This window comes from Streptomyces sp. HSG2 (genome assembly GCF_016598575.1).
Taxonomy (GTDB): Bacteria; Actinomycetota; Actinomycetes; order Streptomycetales; family Streptomycetaceae; genus Streptomyces.
This window is the reverse complement of the sequence record NZ_CP066801.1, coordinates 811,310-824,861: the sequence shown is the minus strand read 5'-3', so window position 1 is coordinate 824,861 and position 13,552 is coordinate 811,310. Positions and strand designations below refer to the sequence as shown.

12 protein-coding genes and 1 pseudogene are annotated in these 13,552 nt (G+C 72.7%); 6 read left to right on the top strand and 7 right to left on the bottom strand.

What is annotated here, in order from left to right; genetic code table 11:
- Window positions 1-14: 14 nt before the first annotated feature.
- Window positions 15-1,406, top strand: a complete 1,392-nt coding sequence (gene murC / locus JEK78_RS03135; RefSeq protein WP_200262566.1) for a UDP-N-acetylmuramate--L-alanine ligase — start codon at window positions 15-17, stop codon at window positions 1,404-1,406.
- A gap of 13 nt (window positions 1,407-1,419) precedes the next feature.
- Window positions 1,420-1,827 carry a peptide-methionine (R)-S-oxide reductase MsrB gene (gene msrB, locus JEK78_RS03130; RefSeq protein WP_200262565.1) on the top strand — a complete coding sequence of 136 codons (408 nt, stop codon included), beginning with the start codon at window positions 1,420-1,422 and terminating at the stop codon, window positions 1,825-1,827.
- A 135-nt stretch (window positions 1,828-1,962) separates the two neighbouring features.
- On the opposite strand, the gene JEK78_RS03125 is transcribed toward msrB, so the two are convergent.
- Window positions 1,963-3,336: a hypothetical protein gene (locus JEK78_RS03125; RefSeq protein ID WP_200262564.1), complete on the bottom strand. Its 1,374-nt coding sequence runs from the start codon at window positions 3,334-3,336 to the stop codon at window positions 1,963-1,965.
- 112 nt (window positions 3,337-3,448) lie between these two features.
- Here JEK78_RS03125 and JEK78_RS03120 point away from each other — a divergent pair, with 112 nt between their 5' ends.
- The gene (locus tag JEK78_RS03120) at window positions 3,449-4,690 is read left to right on the top strand and encodes a molybdopterin-dependent oxidoreductase (protein WP_200262563.1); all 1,242 of its coding nucleotides are present in this window, start codon (window positions 3,449-3,451) and stop codon (window positions 4,688-4,690) included.
- A 361-nt stretch (window positions 4,691-5,051) separates the two neighbouring features.
- On the opposite strand, the gene JEK78_RS03115 is transcribed toward JEK78_RS03120, so the two are convergent.
- Genes JEK78_RS03115 through JEK78_RS03110 form a run of 3 tightly spaced genes read right to left on the bottom strand, consistent with a single transcriptional unit; the run spans window position 5,052 to window position 7,218 of the window.
- On the bottom strand, window positions 5,052-5,888 hold the full coding sequence (locus JEK78_RS03115) for a class I SAM-dependent methyltransferase (protein WP_242483355.1): 837 nt from the start codon (window positions 5,886-5,888) through the stop codon (window positions 5,052-5,054).
- 29 nt (window positions 5,889-5,917) lie between these two features.
- Entirely contained in the window at window positions 5,918-6,544 is a 627-nt protein-coding gene (locus tag JEK78_RS23165) for a DUF2064 domain-containing protein (protein WP_242483249.1), read from the bottom strand.
- The gene (locus tag JEK78_RS03110) at window positions 6,541-7,218 is read right to left on the bottom strand and encodes a glycosyltransferase family 2 protein (protein WP_200263967.1); all 678 of its coding nucleotides are present in this window, start codon (window positions 7,216-7,218) and stop codon (window positions 6,541-6,543) included. The genes JEK78_RS23165 and JEK78_RS03110 overlap by 4 nt, the downstream gene beginning before the upstream one ends.
- 272 nt (window positions 7,219-7,490) lie before the next feature.
- Here JEK78_RS03110 and JEK78_RS03105 point away from each other — a divergent pair, with 272 nt between their 5' ends.
- A complete protein-coding gene (locus tag JEK78_RS03105) occupies window positions 7,491-8,204 on the top strand; it encodes a response regulator transcription factor (protein WP_200262562.1) in 714 nt (237 codons plus the stop codon).
- A gap of 3 nt (window positions 8,205-8,207) precedes the next feature.
- Complete coding sequence (locus tag JEK78_RS03100; RefSeq protein ID WP_200262561.1) at window positions 8,208-9,320, top strand: HAMP domain-containing sensor histidine kinase; 1,113 nt, start codon at window positions 8,208-8,210, stop codon at window positions 9,318-9,320.
- A gap of 131 nt (window positions 9,321-9,451) precedes the next feature.
- Here the strand turns inward: JEK78_RS03100 and JEK78_RS03095 are convergent, their stop codons facing one another.
- Window positions 9,452-9,610 (bottom strand): Arc family DNA-binding protein, encoded by a 159-nt coding sequence (locus JEK78_RS03095; RefSeq protein WP_200262560.1) that lies wholly within the window; start codon window positions 9,608-9,610, stop codon window positions 9,452-9,454.
- Window positions 9,611-9,624: 14 nt separating this feature from the next.
- Here JEK78_RS03095 and JEK78_RS03090 point away from each other — a divergent pair.
- Window positions 9,625-10,801: pseudogene (locus JEK78_RS03090) on the top strand (transposase).
- Window positions 10,802-10,816: 15 nt separating this feature from the next.
- Here JEK78_RS03090 and JEK78_RS03085 read toward each other — a convergent pair.
- Window positions 10,817-12,106, bottom strand: a complete 1,290-nt coding sequence (locus JEK78_RS03085; RefSeq protein ID WP_242483248.1) for an IS4 family transposase — start codon at window positions 12,104-12,106, stop codon at window positions 10,817-10,819.
- 229 nt (window positions 12,107-12,335) lie between these two features.
- Window positions 12,336-13,322, bottom strand: coding sequence for an NAD-dependent epimerase/dehydratase family protein (locus JEK78_RS03080; protein WP_200262558.1), 987 nt, complete (start codon window positions 13,320-13,322; stop codon window positions 12,336-12,338).
- Window positions 13,323-13,552 lie beyond the last annotated feature (230 nt).

Below are 13,552 nucleotides of genomic sequence, written 5' to 3'. Positions count from 1 at the left end.
AGGGAGACACCAGCATGACATCCGGCCTTCCCCCCGGCATGGACCGACCGCACTTCATCGGCATCGGCGGCGCCGGGATGTCGGGCATCGCCGGGATCCTCGCGCGGCGCGGAGCCACCGTGGCCGGGAGCGACGCCAGGGATTCCGCGACCGTCACGGCCTTGCGCGCCCTGGGCGCGACCGTGCACATCGGACACGACGCCGAGCACCTCGCGGCCGACACCAGCTGCGTGGTGGTCTCCTCGGCGATCCGCGACGACAACCCCGAACTGGTGCGCGCCGGCGAGCGCGGCGTGCCCGTCGTCCACCGCGCGGATGCCTTGGCCGCCCTCATGGCCGGGCTCCGGCCGCTCGCCGTGGCAGGCACCCACGGCAAGACCACCACGACCTCCATGCTCGCCGTGGCGCTGGCCGAGCTGGGTCTGGAACCCTCCTACGCGATCGGCGGCGACCTGGACGCCCCCGGTTCCAACGCGCTCCACGGCGCCGGGGAGATCTTCGTCGCGGAGGCCGACGAGAGCGACCGCAGCTTCCACAAGTACGCCCCCGAGGTCGCCGTCGTCCTCAACGTCGAGCTGGACCACCACGCCAACTACGCCTCCATCGAGGAGATCCACGAGTCTTTCCGGATCTTCGTGTCGCGGATCCGACCCGGCGGCACACTGGTCGTGTCCGCCGACGACCCCGGAGCGCGCGAGTTGACCCGCCGGATCGCAGGCACGGTGCGGACCGTGACCTACGGCGAGGCCGAGGACGCCGACGTCCGGATCCTCTCCGTGCTGCCCCGGGGTCTGCGCAGTCAGGTCACGGTGGCCCTGCCGGACGGCGAGCGCCTGACCTTCGGCGTCTCCGTCCCCGGCCGCCACTACGCGCACAACGCCGTGGCCGCGCTGGCGGCGGGCGCGGCCCTGGGAGTGCCCGCCCGGGACCTGGCCGACGCCCTGGGGGCCTACACCGGCGTCAAGCGACGCCTCCAGGCCATCGGCGAGGCGGGCGGCGTCCGGGTGATCGACTCCTACGCCCACCACCCGACCGAGATGGCGGCCGACCTGGAGGCGATGCGCTCCGCCGCCGGCGACGCCCGCGTCCTCGTCGTCTTCCAGCCGCACCTGTTCTCCCGCACCCTCGAACTCGGCACGGAGATGGGGCGGGCGCTCGCCCTCGCGGACGCCGCCGCGGTGCTCGACATCTACCCGGCCCGCGAGGACCCCATTCCCGGCGTCACCAGCGAGCTGATCGTGACATCGGCCCGAGCGGCCGGCGCCGACGTCACCCCGCTGCACGACCGCGACGCCGTGCCCGAGACGGTCGCGGGAATGTCGAAGCCCGGTGATCTCGTTCTCACCATGGGCGCGGGCGACGTCACCGACCTCGCACCGCGCATCCTGGAGAGTCTGTCGAAGTGAGGGGTCGAGTCCCATGCCGTACGACGTCGAGAAGCCGGACGAGCAGTGGCGCGCGGAGCTGACACCGGCCGAGTACGCCGTCCTGCGTGAGGCCGGTACCGAGCCGGCCTTCACCGGCGAGTACACCCACACCACGACCAGCGGCGTCTACTCCTGCCGCGCCTGCGACGCCGAGTTGTTCAGGTCGGAGACGAAGTTCGCGTCGCACTGCGGCTGGCCGAGCTTCTACGACCCGCGTGACTCCGAGGCCGTGGAGCTGTTCGAGGACCGCTCGCTGGGCATGGTGCGCACGGAGGTGCGGTGCGCCAGGTGCGGTTCGCACCTGGGTCATGTCTTCGAGGGCGAGGGCTACCCGACGCCGACGAACCAGCGCTACTGCATCAACTCCATCTCCCTGCGGCTGGTCCCCGAGGAGGAGTAGGGACGGTCGGGTGAGCCGTCGCCGACGCGAAGGGAGGCGGGTTGGGGCCGGGCGGGCGAGCGCGGCCCCCGGCACCCGCCGCGCCGCCCTGTCCGCGGCCGGGCACGTGCGACGCCGGCTCGGCTTCGGGTCGGGTCACCAGCCGGTGACCACCAGATGGTTGACCAGCAGCGCGAGCGCGCCCTGCGCGCCCAGCCAGGCGCGCGCCGCGGGCAGCCAGGCACAGGCCGCCGGCAACCAGAGCGCGAACGGCAGCCAGATCCGCTCCGTCTCCGCCTTGCTCATCCCCGACAGGTCGGCGACGAGCAAGGCGACGAGCGCGGAGACCACCAGCAGCGCCAGTCGGGCGTCGGCCGCGCGGGGCGGAGCGATCCACCGGCCGGCCCCGCCCGACCGGCCCACAAGCACGCGCAGCCGGAGAACACAACGACGCAGCCCCGCCACCGTCGCCGGACCCACGATCAGCACCGTGCAGGCCAGGTTGGCCCACACCCAGTACGCGTAGGGGCGATAGCCGCCCGCGCCCTGGTAGTAGCGGGTGACCAGGGTGCGGTACGCCTCCCACCAGTCGAAGCCGAGGAGGGTGAAGACCACCGGCGCCACCGCGAAGCCGGCGACCAGCCACGGCAGGGCGCGCAGCCGGGGCGAGTCCCCGGGGCGTCGAGGTCCGAGGAAGAGCACGGTCGCCGCGATCACCGCGAACAACGTCAGCCCGTACGACAGGTAGAGCGTGAGGCCGAACAGCAGACCCGAGGCCAGTCCCGTCGAGCGCGGCCGACATCCCGTCACCGCCAGGGCCAGGAAGGCCACGGCCCAGGCGGTGACCGCCGCGAAATAGCCGTCCGCCGAGGCGCCCACCCACACCGCTCCGGGGACGAGGACCAGGAACGGGGCCGCCCTCCGGGCCAGTCGCTCGTCGGCGAGCGCGCGGACGGCGACCAGCACCCCGGCGGCCGTCGTCGTCCCGACGACGACGCAGAACGCCCCCGCCCAGCCGCCGCCGCCCAGACCGACCCGGTCCAGAAGCACGAAGGTGAGCGTCGCCGCGGGCGGGTGACCCGCCACGTGGGCCGGCCAGTTGTCGGGCGACTCCAACAGGATGTGTCCGGTGAACCCGGCGAGGGCGGCCGGGATGTCCGTGAAACGGTCGATCACCTGGAGGTACTCGTGCCGGGTGGTCAGTCGCCCCGCCACCCCGCGCTGCCAGCCGTCGACCAGCGCCAACGACCAGGTCCACGCCATCCCCACCCCCCAACTCGTCAGCAGCAGGGGTCGCCAGCGCATCCTCGCCGCGACCATTGGTCCGTAGGCCACCACGGCGACGGCGACCAGGATCGCGGCCGGGGTGCCGGGGCCGACGTGGGGGATCCAGTGCCCCACGAGGGGAGGCGCGTCGACCCGGAGCGTTCCGTCCCGGCGTTGGATGTCGATGCCGACGACCACCGCGGCCAGCACGAGCAGGGCGGCGCCGGCTACGGCGTACAGATCACGGAGGAGAGCGCGGTTCACATCGGCACGCTAGGGCGCGAATCCACGCCCCGGGCTCCGACGTGCACGGACGTCAGCGATTCGTCATCGTTCGCTGCGCCGATCCGGGCCGTGGGGCCCCTACCTTCGGAGCATGTCACGGTCTCCCTTCTCGCCGGGCTTCTGGCGCAGCCCCCTGCGTGGCCCCCGTCTCACCGCCGCCCTCGGTGTGGTGCTGCTCGTCGGCATGCCGGTGCTGTTCGTGACGGGCCTGCTGTCGTACGCGGCCTACAACCCGGATCTGGCGGGCGTCAACGACAAGACCCCGGACAAGGGGCTGCTCGGCCTCTATCTGTTCTCCTGGCCGACGAACCCCCACTGGTTGTACCGGTTCACCCAGGGCGTCCACGTGACACTCGGCATCGCCCTCGTCCCGGTGCTCCTGGCCAAGCTGTGGTCGGTGGTACCGCGGCTCTTCGCACTGCCGCCGGTCCGCTCCCTCGCCCACGCCCTGGAGCGACTGTCACTGCTCCTCCTCGTCGGCGGCGCGCTCTTCCAGTTCCTCACCGGCATCCTCAACATCCAGCTGGACTACGTCTTCCCCGGATCCTTCTACCCCCTGCACTTCTACGGCGCCTGGGTGTTCTTCGCGGCGTTCCTGCTGCACGCGGCGCTGAGGACACCGGTGGCACTGCGCAACCTGCGCCGGATGAGAGCGGGAGAGGAGACCGGGCGGCCCGCCGCCGACGATCTCGTAGCCCGGGCCCCCCACGCCCCCACCGTCTCGCGCCGCGGGGCCTTCGGGTTGGTGGGGGGCGCGTCCCTGATCCTCTTCGGCACCACGGTGGGGCGCAGCTTCGACGGCCTGCCACGTCGCACCGCCCTCCTGGCTCCGCACGGCTGGACCGGCCCGGGCGACGGCCCGGGCGGGTTCCAGATCAACAAGACGGCGGCCTACGCCGGGATCGACCGCGAGGAGACGGCGCCGGACGTCTGGGAGTTGGTGCTCACCGGCCCCGCCGGGACGCTCCGGGTCGACCGGGAACGGCTGTACGAGATGCCCCTGTACAGCGCGGCGTTGCCCATCGCGTGCGTGGAGGGCTGGTCGACCTCCGACCAGTGGTGGCGCGGCGTGCGGCTGCGCGACCTGGCGCGCCTCGCGGGTCACGACGACCCTCCCGACGTCCTCGTGGAATCGCTGCAACGCCGGGGCTCCTTCCGCCGCGCCGCGCTGCGCGCCAACCAGGTCGCCGACCCCCGTTCGCTCCTGGCCCTCTCCGTCAACGGCGAGGAGCTGACCCTGGACCACGGATACCCCGCGAGGATCATCGTGCCCGCCGCCCCCGGCGTGTTGAACACCAAGTGGGTGGCCCGGATGGAATTCGGAGACCTGTGATGAGGCGCCCCGCTCCCCGTCGCCCGGGCCGGGCGAGCCGAGACCGCCGGTGGGCGCGACCGAGGCCGAGGCTCGGTTCGCCCCTGCATCTCGTCCTGCTGGCGTGTTCGTTCGCACTCGCCGGGTACGCCGGGATCCGGTTGCTCGCCGACGACTGGCTCGGCGTGCTGCTGTGGTTCGTCGGTGCCGCCCTCGTCCACGACCTCGTGTTGGTGCCGCTGTACGGCGCGGTGGACCGGGCCGTGGTCCACGGCTGTGGCCGCCGCCGGGACCTGGTGGTGTACGTCCGGGCCCCGGCGGTGTTCTCCGGCCTGCTGCTCCTCGTGTGGTTCCCGTTGATCGGGGGGCGGGTGTCCGAGCGCTACGAGCGGTTCACCGGACTGCCCGCGACCGGGTTCGCGGGTCGATGGCTGCTGCTGACGGCCGCCCTGTTCGGTTGCTCCGCGCTGCTGCTGGTCGCGCGGCTGCGCAGGGAGACGAAACAGCGCCCGCCCGCCGACCACTGACCCTCCGGCCGCCAACCCGTCCCGATGGCGTGCCGCACCAGGGCCGGCGCCCCCAACCGCGCCCATGGGAAGGGGCCGTCGATGGCACCGCGCGCGTCGGTGAGGTGCGCCAGCAACCGCTCGTCGACCTCGGGTTGGGGAACGGGTTCCGCGATCAACAGCCCTCCGGGGGTCAGCAGTCGGGCGAGCCGCGCGAACAGTGCTCGGGGGTCGCCGCCGATCCCGATGTTGCCGTCCATCAGGAGGGCGGTCCCCCACCCGCCCTCCCCGGGAAGCCTGTCGAACACCGAGCGGCGCAGGGCGTGTCCCCCGAGCCCGACGGCCCGGTCGACGGCGGCCTGGCTGACGTCGATGCCCATGGCCCGCCGCCCCCGCGCGTCGAGGGCCGCCAACAGCCGTCCCGGCCCGCATCCCACATCCAGGACGGCCCCCTCGCAGCGGCGCAGGACCGTCAGGTCGGCCGGGTCGGCCTCCGCGCACCAGCGCTCGACGTCCAAGGGCAACAGTCGACCGTCCGACGGCCGCAGGAAGAGCGGACCCCGACCGGCTCGTACGGCGCGGTCGTAGGGCCCGGCGGACCAGCAGCGGTCCGCGGACTCCCCGGCGTCGGAGGGCCGACCGGGCTCGGGCGCCCGTCCGAGTGGAGCGGCCGTCCGTCGGGAGGGTGCCGCCTTCGCGGACTCGCGCCGTATGGGCGCGGCCGTCCCCTTCCGGGCGGCGCTCACCGGCGCACCGCGGTGATGTCGGCGAGCCGGGCCGCGAAGCGCCCGCCGGGCGCCTCGGCCGCGACGCTTCGGGCGTCGGCGGGCGTGTCCACGTCCCGGAGCACGGGCAGGTCGCCGATCCGCAGTCCGGCGAGCCGGGAGCGCTGGGCCGCCCCGGTGGTCGGTGTGGACATCGGCACTCCGAGGAGTCGGGACGGGTCCGGCCGGGCCAGGCCCAGTGCCCAGAACCCGCCGTCGCGCGCCGCGCCGAGCCACGCGTCGTGCTCGGTGAAGTCCACCGTCAGCAACGCCGGCGTGACCTGCGGCGTGTCCATGCCGACGAGCAGCGAGGGGCCCTCGCACCCGGCGAAGGCGGCGGCCAGCCGGCGGTCCAGACCTCCCGCGCACTGCGGGACGACCTCGAAGCCCGGGGGAAGCCACGGTCCGGGGGAGCCGTCCAGCACGAGCACGCGGCGTCGGGCGGGCGAGCGGGCCACGACGTCCAGGGTGTCGGCGAGGGCCGCCTCGGCGAGGGCCGCCGCCTCCCTCGGGGTGAACGTCGGGGTGAGCCGGGTCTTCACCCGCCCGGGCCGCGGTTCCTTCGCGATGACGAGGAGCGTGGGCTCCGCCGGGCTGACGCTCACCGAGGCGCCCCTTCCGTCGTGGCGAGCGGTGGTTCGGCCAGGACCCGACGCATGTCCCGGACGGTCTGCCAGGTGCCGCGCCAGGTCCCGGTCACCTTGGACGACCCGGTCCGGGGCAAGTACGGGACGTCGTGTTCGGCGACACGCCACCCGGCGTCCGCGGCGCGCACCACCATCTGCAGGGGGTAACCGCCGCGTCGGTCGGTCAGCCGCAGCGACAGCAGCGCCGTACGCCGGGCGGCGCGAAGCGGTCCGAGGTCCCGCAGCGCGAGCCCGGTACGGTGCCTGACCATCCGGGCCAGCACCAGGTTTGCCGCCCGCGCGTGCCCGGGCCAGGCCCCCGGGGCGCTCGGCCTGCGCCGACCCAACACCAGGTCGGCCCGGCCGGAGCGGACCTCGTCGACGAACGGCACCAGGCCGCCCGGGTCCAGGGAGGCGTCGCAGTCGCAGAAGCAGACCACGTCGGCGGTGGCGGCCTCCAACCCCGCCTGACATGCCGCGCCGAAGCCGCGGCGCTCCTCGCGCACCACGGCGGCGCCGAGGGCGCGGGCGCGGTCGCCCGATCCGTCGGTGGAGCCGTTGTCCACCACGAGCGCGCGCCAACCGGTCGGGATCCGCTCCAGGACCCAGGGCAGTGCCTCGACTTCGTCGAGACAGGGCAGGACTACGTCCACGGAAGGCCAATGGGGGGATTCCGAGGTCGCGGGCGGCGCGTGCTCCGTCCAGGCGGCCCGCTGAGTGCGGTCGGCGGCCGTGGATCTCGGGACGGCGGCCGGGCCGTCGGCCGCGCCGGGCCGCCCGGGCCCGTCCCATTCGGTGGATGAGGTGCTCACGGGGCTCACCCTACGAAGATGAAGCGGACATCTCGGGCATCGGCTCCTTACGAAACGCGGACGTCGCGATCCGGCGTGGCGGGAACCGCGCGCGCGGATGCGAGGCTTGCGTCATGGAACAGCAGCGCACGCCGTCGCGGGGCGGGGCCCGGGTGCTGGTCGTCGACGACGACCCCACCGTGGCGGAGGTCGTCAGCGGCTATCTGGCCCGGGCCGGATTCGTCGTGGACCGGGCGCCGGACGGACCGGCCGCGCTCGCCCGCGCCGCCGCCCGCCGTCCGGATCTCGTCGTCCTCGACCTGATGCTGCCCGGTATGGACGGCCTGGAGGTGTGTCGGAGGATGCGGGGCGGGGGGCCTGTGCCGGTGATCATGTTGACCGCTCGCGGGGACGAGGAGGACCGCGTCCTCGGTCTGGAGGTGGGGGCCGACGACTACGTCACCAAGCCCTTCAGCCCCCGCGAACTGGTTCTTCGGGTCGAGTCGGTGCTGCGCCGGGTCGGCCCGCCGCCGCAGGCCGCAACGCTGCGGGCCGCCGGGCTCAGCCTGGACCCGGCGGCCCGCCGGGCCACCCGAGATGGAGTCGAACTCGCTCTCACCGTACGAGAGTTCGACTTGCTCGCCTTCCTGCTGCGGCACCCCGGCAGGGCGTTCTCCCGGGAGGAACTCATGCGCGAGGTGTGGGGCTGGGACTTCGGTGACCTGTCCACCGTGACCGTGCACGTCCGCAGACTGCGCGGCAAGGTCGAGGACGACCCGGCCCGGCCCCGGATGATCCAGACCGTGTGGGGCGTCGGATACCGTTTCGACGTCGACGGCGGGGAGTGACCCGTGCGCGACGTCCTGCTCATCGCTCTCTTCGCCTTCCTGGGCGCCGGTGCCGCCGGCCTCGTGGGCGCCGGGGTGCTGTTGCTGATCCGCCGGCGCTCGCTCACCGCCCACCTCGCCGTCGTGGCGGCCGTCGCCGTCACCGCGATGCTGGCCGGCACCCTCGCGGTCGCGCGGGCCATGTTCCTCTCGCCGCACGACCTGACGGTGGTCACCACCGTCGTCGCCATGGCGGCGGTCGTCTCCCTGGTCACCGCGCTGCTGCTGGGGCGCTGGGTGGTGGCGCGCAGCCGCGCTCTGGCGCGGGCCGCGCGGTCCTTCGGCGACGCCGGGGCATTCGCCCCTCCCGAAGGGCCCGCCACCGCAGAACTCACGGCGCTTAGCGTGGAGTTGGAAGCGACCAGCGCCCGATTGGCCGAATCCCGGGAACGGGAGAGAGCCCTGGAGGCCTCCCGGCGCGAACTGGTCGCCTGGATCTCGCACGACCTGCGGACCCCGCTTGCCGGGCTGCGCGCCATGGCGGAGGCGCTGGAGGACGGAGTCGCGACCGACCCGGACCGCTATCTGCGGCAGATCCGCGCGGAGGTGGAGCGACTCGACGGCATGGTGGGAGATCTGTTCGAGCTCTCCCGCATCCACGCCGGAGCCCTCAGCCTGTCCCCGACTCGCATGTCGCTCTACGACCTGGTCGGTGACGCCCTCGCCGGCGCCGACCCCCTCGCCCGGGAACAAGGCGTGCGCCTGGTCGGCGACCGCGTCGCGGCCGTGCCGGTCGAGGTCGACGGCGTGGAGATGAGTCGGGTCCTGGGCAACCTCCTGGTGAACGCCATACGTCGGACTCCCGAGGACGGCACCGTCGCCGTCGCGGCCGAGCGGTCCTGCGAGGGCGTGGTGGTCTCCGTCACCGACGGCTGCGGCGGCATCCCCGAGGAGGACCTGCCCCGCGTGTTCGACACCGGCTGGCGTGGCACCCACGCCAGGACCCCGCCCGCCGGCGCCGGGCTCGGCCTGGCCATCGTGCGGGGCATCGTCGAGGCCCACCGGGGCAGCGCCTCCGTCCGCAACGTCTCCGGCGGCTGCCGCTTCGAGGTCACCCTGCCCACGGCCCCGGGCTGAGCGGCGGCGCGCCCGGGCACCCGAGCGCGCCCGGGTCGTTTCACCAGTTCTCCTTCGAGGATGCCCCGGTCTTCAGGCCGGGGAGGAATCGAAGCTCCCGCGTAGCGGGGCACGGAATAGAGCAATCGCCGTCAGGGCGATTGGTTGTCTCCACCCACCGGGCCGAGGGCGGCCTCAAGTAGGTGGACGATCTCGGAGTTGAGGGACCGTCGGTCGGTCCGGGCCTTCTCGACGAGGCGTTCATGCGGGTCAGCGGGCAGGCGGAGAGAGATCCGCTTCTCAGGTTCCATGCTACGATGATGCCATGACGACGCCAGGGGTGCGGCAGAGGGATGCTGGGCATGCTCGGTACACCTTCCGGCTTCGTGTGTCGTCGACCGCCCGCGCGGGCCTGACGGCCGAGTGGGCGCGCTGCCGCTGGGTGTGGAACGAGTGCGTGGCCATGTCCCGCAAGATCCACGCCGCGAACCGGGACGCGGCCGAGAAGACGACGTGCGGTCCGGCCCAGCTGGACAAGATGCTGACCGAGGCCCGCACCACGATGTCGTGGCTGCGTGAGGGTGCCTCGGTGCCGCGGCAGCAGACCATCCGCGACTTCGCCAAGTCCCGCGCCAAGGCACTCAAGGACATCAAGGCGAAGCTGCCGCTCCAGCAGCGCGCCGGGATGCCCCGCATCAAGCGCAAGCGGGACGCGCTGCCGACGCTGAACTACACCACCCGGGGCTTCCGGCTGAGGGACGGCCGTCTGCACGTCGCGGGCGGCATTGTCCTGACGGTCGTCTGGTCCCGCGATCTCCCGGCCGCACCCACCTCGGTGCGTGTCTACCAGGACTCCTTGGGGCACTGGTACGCGTCGTTCGTCGTCGCGACCGAGCTGCGGCCGCTCCCGGCAACGGGCCGGGTGCTCGGCGTGGACTGGGGCGTCAGGGAGACCGCCACCACCACGTCCGAGGCCCACGACCTCCCCCACGCCGAAGCACGGCAAGAAAGCCGCGCAGCGCCTCGCCCACTACCAGCGGATGACGGCCCGCCGCCGCCCCGCGCGCCGGCAGGCGGCCTCCAACGGCTACCGGCAGGCGCGGCGGCAGACCGTGAAGGTGCACAAGAAGGTCGCCCGGCAACGCCAGGACACCGCCCGTAAGTGGGCCAAGTCCGTGGTCCGCGACCACGACGCGATCGCCGTCGAGGACTTCCGCCCGAAGTTCCTCGCCAAGACCACCATGGCCCGCAAAGCCGCCGACGCGGCGATCGGCGTCACCAAGACGGCCCTGATCGAGATGGGCCGCAAACACGCACGGGACATCCATCTTTCCGAACGTACCTACACCTGCACCGCGTGCGCAGTCGTATCCCCCAGGGACAAGAACTCCGCCCGCGTGATGCTGGTCCGGGCTGGTCTCAACCCGGCTGGTGTCGATCGTGTAAGAGCCGGCGGACCGCTGGTCCCCAGCCAACGTGAGCCAGGAATCCCCGTCCTTTAGGGCAAGGCCGTGAAGTTAGGGTTCGGGAGCCGACGTCAAGATGTCGATGCTGATGGTGGCCTTGTACGTGTGGCGGTCGACTTTGATGCTCTTGTAGGCGTATCGGGACAAGGGCCGTTTGACCGCGCGGGGGCCGAGGCGGATTCGCCGGGCGGGCATGAGAGTGCCCAGGACCGCGTGCCCGATCGCGCCGACGAGGTCGATGACGGTGTCGGCGATCACGCCTTGAGCCTGGACGATCTGGTCACGGGCGGTGTTCAGGGCGATGGAGAAGCTGCATCGGTCGGGATCGGCGCCGGATGCCTGGGCAGCGTCGGCTATGGCGATCCGGATCACCTGGTAGGCGGTCAGGAGAGCGTAGATCTCCTGGGCGATGCCGGGCCAGGTCCGAGAGCGCAGGACGCGTCGGCCGAGCATCGATTTCTTGATCTCGAAGTAGGCCGATTCCACTTCCCAGCGCTCGTGATAGAGCCTGACCAGGTCGAATGCCGGGTGGGTGCGATGGTCAAGGAGCGTGGTGGCCAGCCGGTAGGCGCCGGTGCGGCGGCCCGCGCTGGTGGCGATGGTGATCTCGCAGATGATGACGCGGACCTCGATGTCACCGATCCTGGACAGGAACGAGCCGTCCGCAAAGACGGCCAGGACGGGCGGCTTGCGTCCCGAGGAGAGACGGGCGAGGAAGTCCGCTCCGGCGCCGGCGACGGTCGTCAGGAACGGATTGGAGGAGAATCCCCGGTCCAGCAGGACGATCATGTCGTTGGTCAGGGAGCGTGCCAGGCGGCGGCCCAGGACGGACTCGCCGGGCTTGCGGGGCCCGAAGACCGCGTCGATGACCGCGCGGGTGCCGCAGGCGACCAGGGCCACCAGCATGACCTGCGGGTATCCCGAGGCGGCGGTGTACTGGTTGGACCCCTTGCCCAGCTTGGCGCGGACCGCTTCGTCGTCGGCGACGTCCAGGTGGGTACCGTCGATCGCGACGACGAGCAGGCCCTTCCAGCGTGCTCCGGTCGTACGGATCGCGGAGACGGGTCCGCGCAGGACGTCGAACAGGGCTCGCATCGGGCGCACGCCGAGCCGGCAGCGGGCGTGCCACAGCGCGGTCGCGGTCACTTTCACCAGGGGCAGCCCCACCAGGGCGCCGGTGAGCTTGCGCCATACCTCGCGATAGCCGCAGTCCTCGAACAGGGCTGCGGCCAGCAGCAGGTAGACAATGACCCGCGCGGGCAGTTTCCGCAGCCGTTGCTGGACCGTTCCGCACTCGACAAGCACGGCATCGACCAGCTCGAACGGAACGATCCGGGTCAACTCACCTAAGTGACCCGGGGCATAGAGTCCTTCGGCCACCTTGACGACACGCGTGATGGCAGACTGTCCGGACAGCGGAGCCTCCGGTGAGTGAACGGTTGTCTTGGTCGACTGCCAGTTCTACCGGGGCTCCGCTTCTTGCGTCTCCCGAACCCGCAGATCACAGCCCTATCGACAACCCAGCCCGGACCGTAACTTCACGGCCTTGTCCTTTAGGGCGGGGAGGATGTCAAGACAGGGCGAACTCCGCCACGCCCTTTGTGAACTCCACCTCGGGCCGCCAGCCCAACTCCTTCCGGAGCCGAGCGGAGTCGGCGGTGATGTGCCGCACGTCCCCCAGTCGGTAGTCGCCCGTCACCACGGGCTCCGGCCCGCCGTGGGCGGCGGCCAGCGCCCGTGCCATCTCGCCGACGGTGTGCGGCTCGCCGCTGCCCGTGTTGTAGGCCTCCAGCGTGCCCGCCGGGGAACCCGCCTCCAGAGCGGCGACGTTGGCGGCGGCGACGTCCCGGACGTGGACGAAGTCCCGTTGCTGGCGCCCGTCCTCGAAGACCCTCGGAGGCTCGCCCCGCGCCAGCGCGGAGCGGAAGAAGGAGGCGACCCCCGCGTAGGGGGTGTCCCGGGGCATGCGCGGGCCGTACACGTTGTGGTATCGCAGGCTGACGGCCGCCCCGCCGGTGGAGCGGGCCCAGGCGGCGGCCAGGTGCTCCTGGGCGAGCTTGGTCGTCGCGTACACGTTCCGTGGGTCCGGCGGAGCGCTCTCGACCACCCGCTCGGGCGACAACTCCGCGCCGCAGTCGGGACAGGGCGGATCGAACCTCCCCGCGGCCAGGTCCACCACGGCGCGGGGACCAGGGCGGACCGCGCCGTGTCGGGCGCATACGTAGCGGCCCTCCCCGTACACGACCATGGACCCCGCCAGCACCAGGCGCCGCACATCGGCCCGCGCCATCTCGGCCAGCAGCACGGCCGTGCCGAGGTCGTTGTGGGAGACGTAGTCCGCCGCGTCCGCGAAGCCCGTGCCGAGTCCGACCATCGCGGCCTGGTGACTCACCGCGTCCACCCCGGACAGCGCGCGACGCACCGCCTCCGGGTCCCGCACGTCCGACGCGGGATCGACGCGGACGTCGTACACCACGGGGTGGTGGCCGCGCGCCCGCAGGGCTTCGACGACATGGGACCCGATGAAACCGGCACCGCCGGTGACCAGTACACGCATGCGCTCACGCTAGGCCCGGTGAGGTCCGCCGGCCGTGGGCCGCGCCCGGGGCGTCACCGCCTCGTAAGGTCGACCGGATCGCGGTCGTCGCCGCCGGTCGGGACACCGGGGACGTGGGCGGCGAGGAAACCCGCGGCGAGCGCGCGTCTCGCCGCCTCCCCCGCGGACGAGGATTGCCTGACGCCGGATTAGACTCGCTCGGCGACACGGCCGCCCTCCGTCCCCGGGGG

What these genes read in the sequence shown, in the direction of transcription:
- JEK78_RS03095 (WP_200262560.1), bottom strand. Translation starts at nt 9,610, where the DNA reads ATGGAACCTGAGAAGCGGATCTCTCTCCGCCTGCCCGCTGACCCGCAT.
- JEK78_RS03105 (WP_200262562.1), top strand. Translation starts at nt 7,491, where the DNA reads ATGGAACAGCAGCGCACGCCGTCGCGGGGCGGGGCCCGGGTGCTGGTC.
- JEK78_RS03120 (WP_200262563.1), top strand. Translation starts at nt 3,449, where the DNA reads ATGTCACGGTCTCCCTTCTCGCCGGGCTTCTGGCGCAGCCCCCTGCGT.
- JEK78_RS03080 (WP_200262558.1), bottom strand. Translation starts at nt 13,322, where the DNA reads ATGCGTGTACTGGTCACCGGCGGTGCCGGTTTCATCGGGTCCCATGTC.
- murC (WP_200262566.1), top strand. Translation starts at nt 15, where the DNA reads ATGACATCCGGCCTTCCCCCCGGCATGGACCGACCGCACTTCATCGGC.
- msrB (WP_200262565.1), top strand. Translation starts at nt 1,420, where the DNA reads ATGCCGTACGACGTCGAGAAGCCGGACGAGCAGTGGCGCGCGGAGCTG.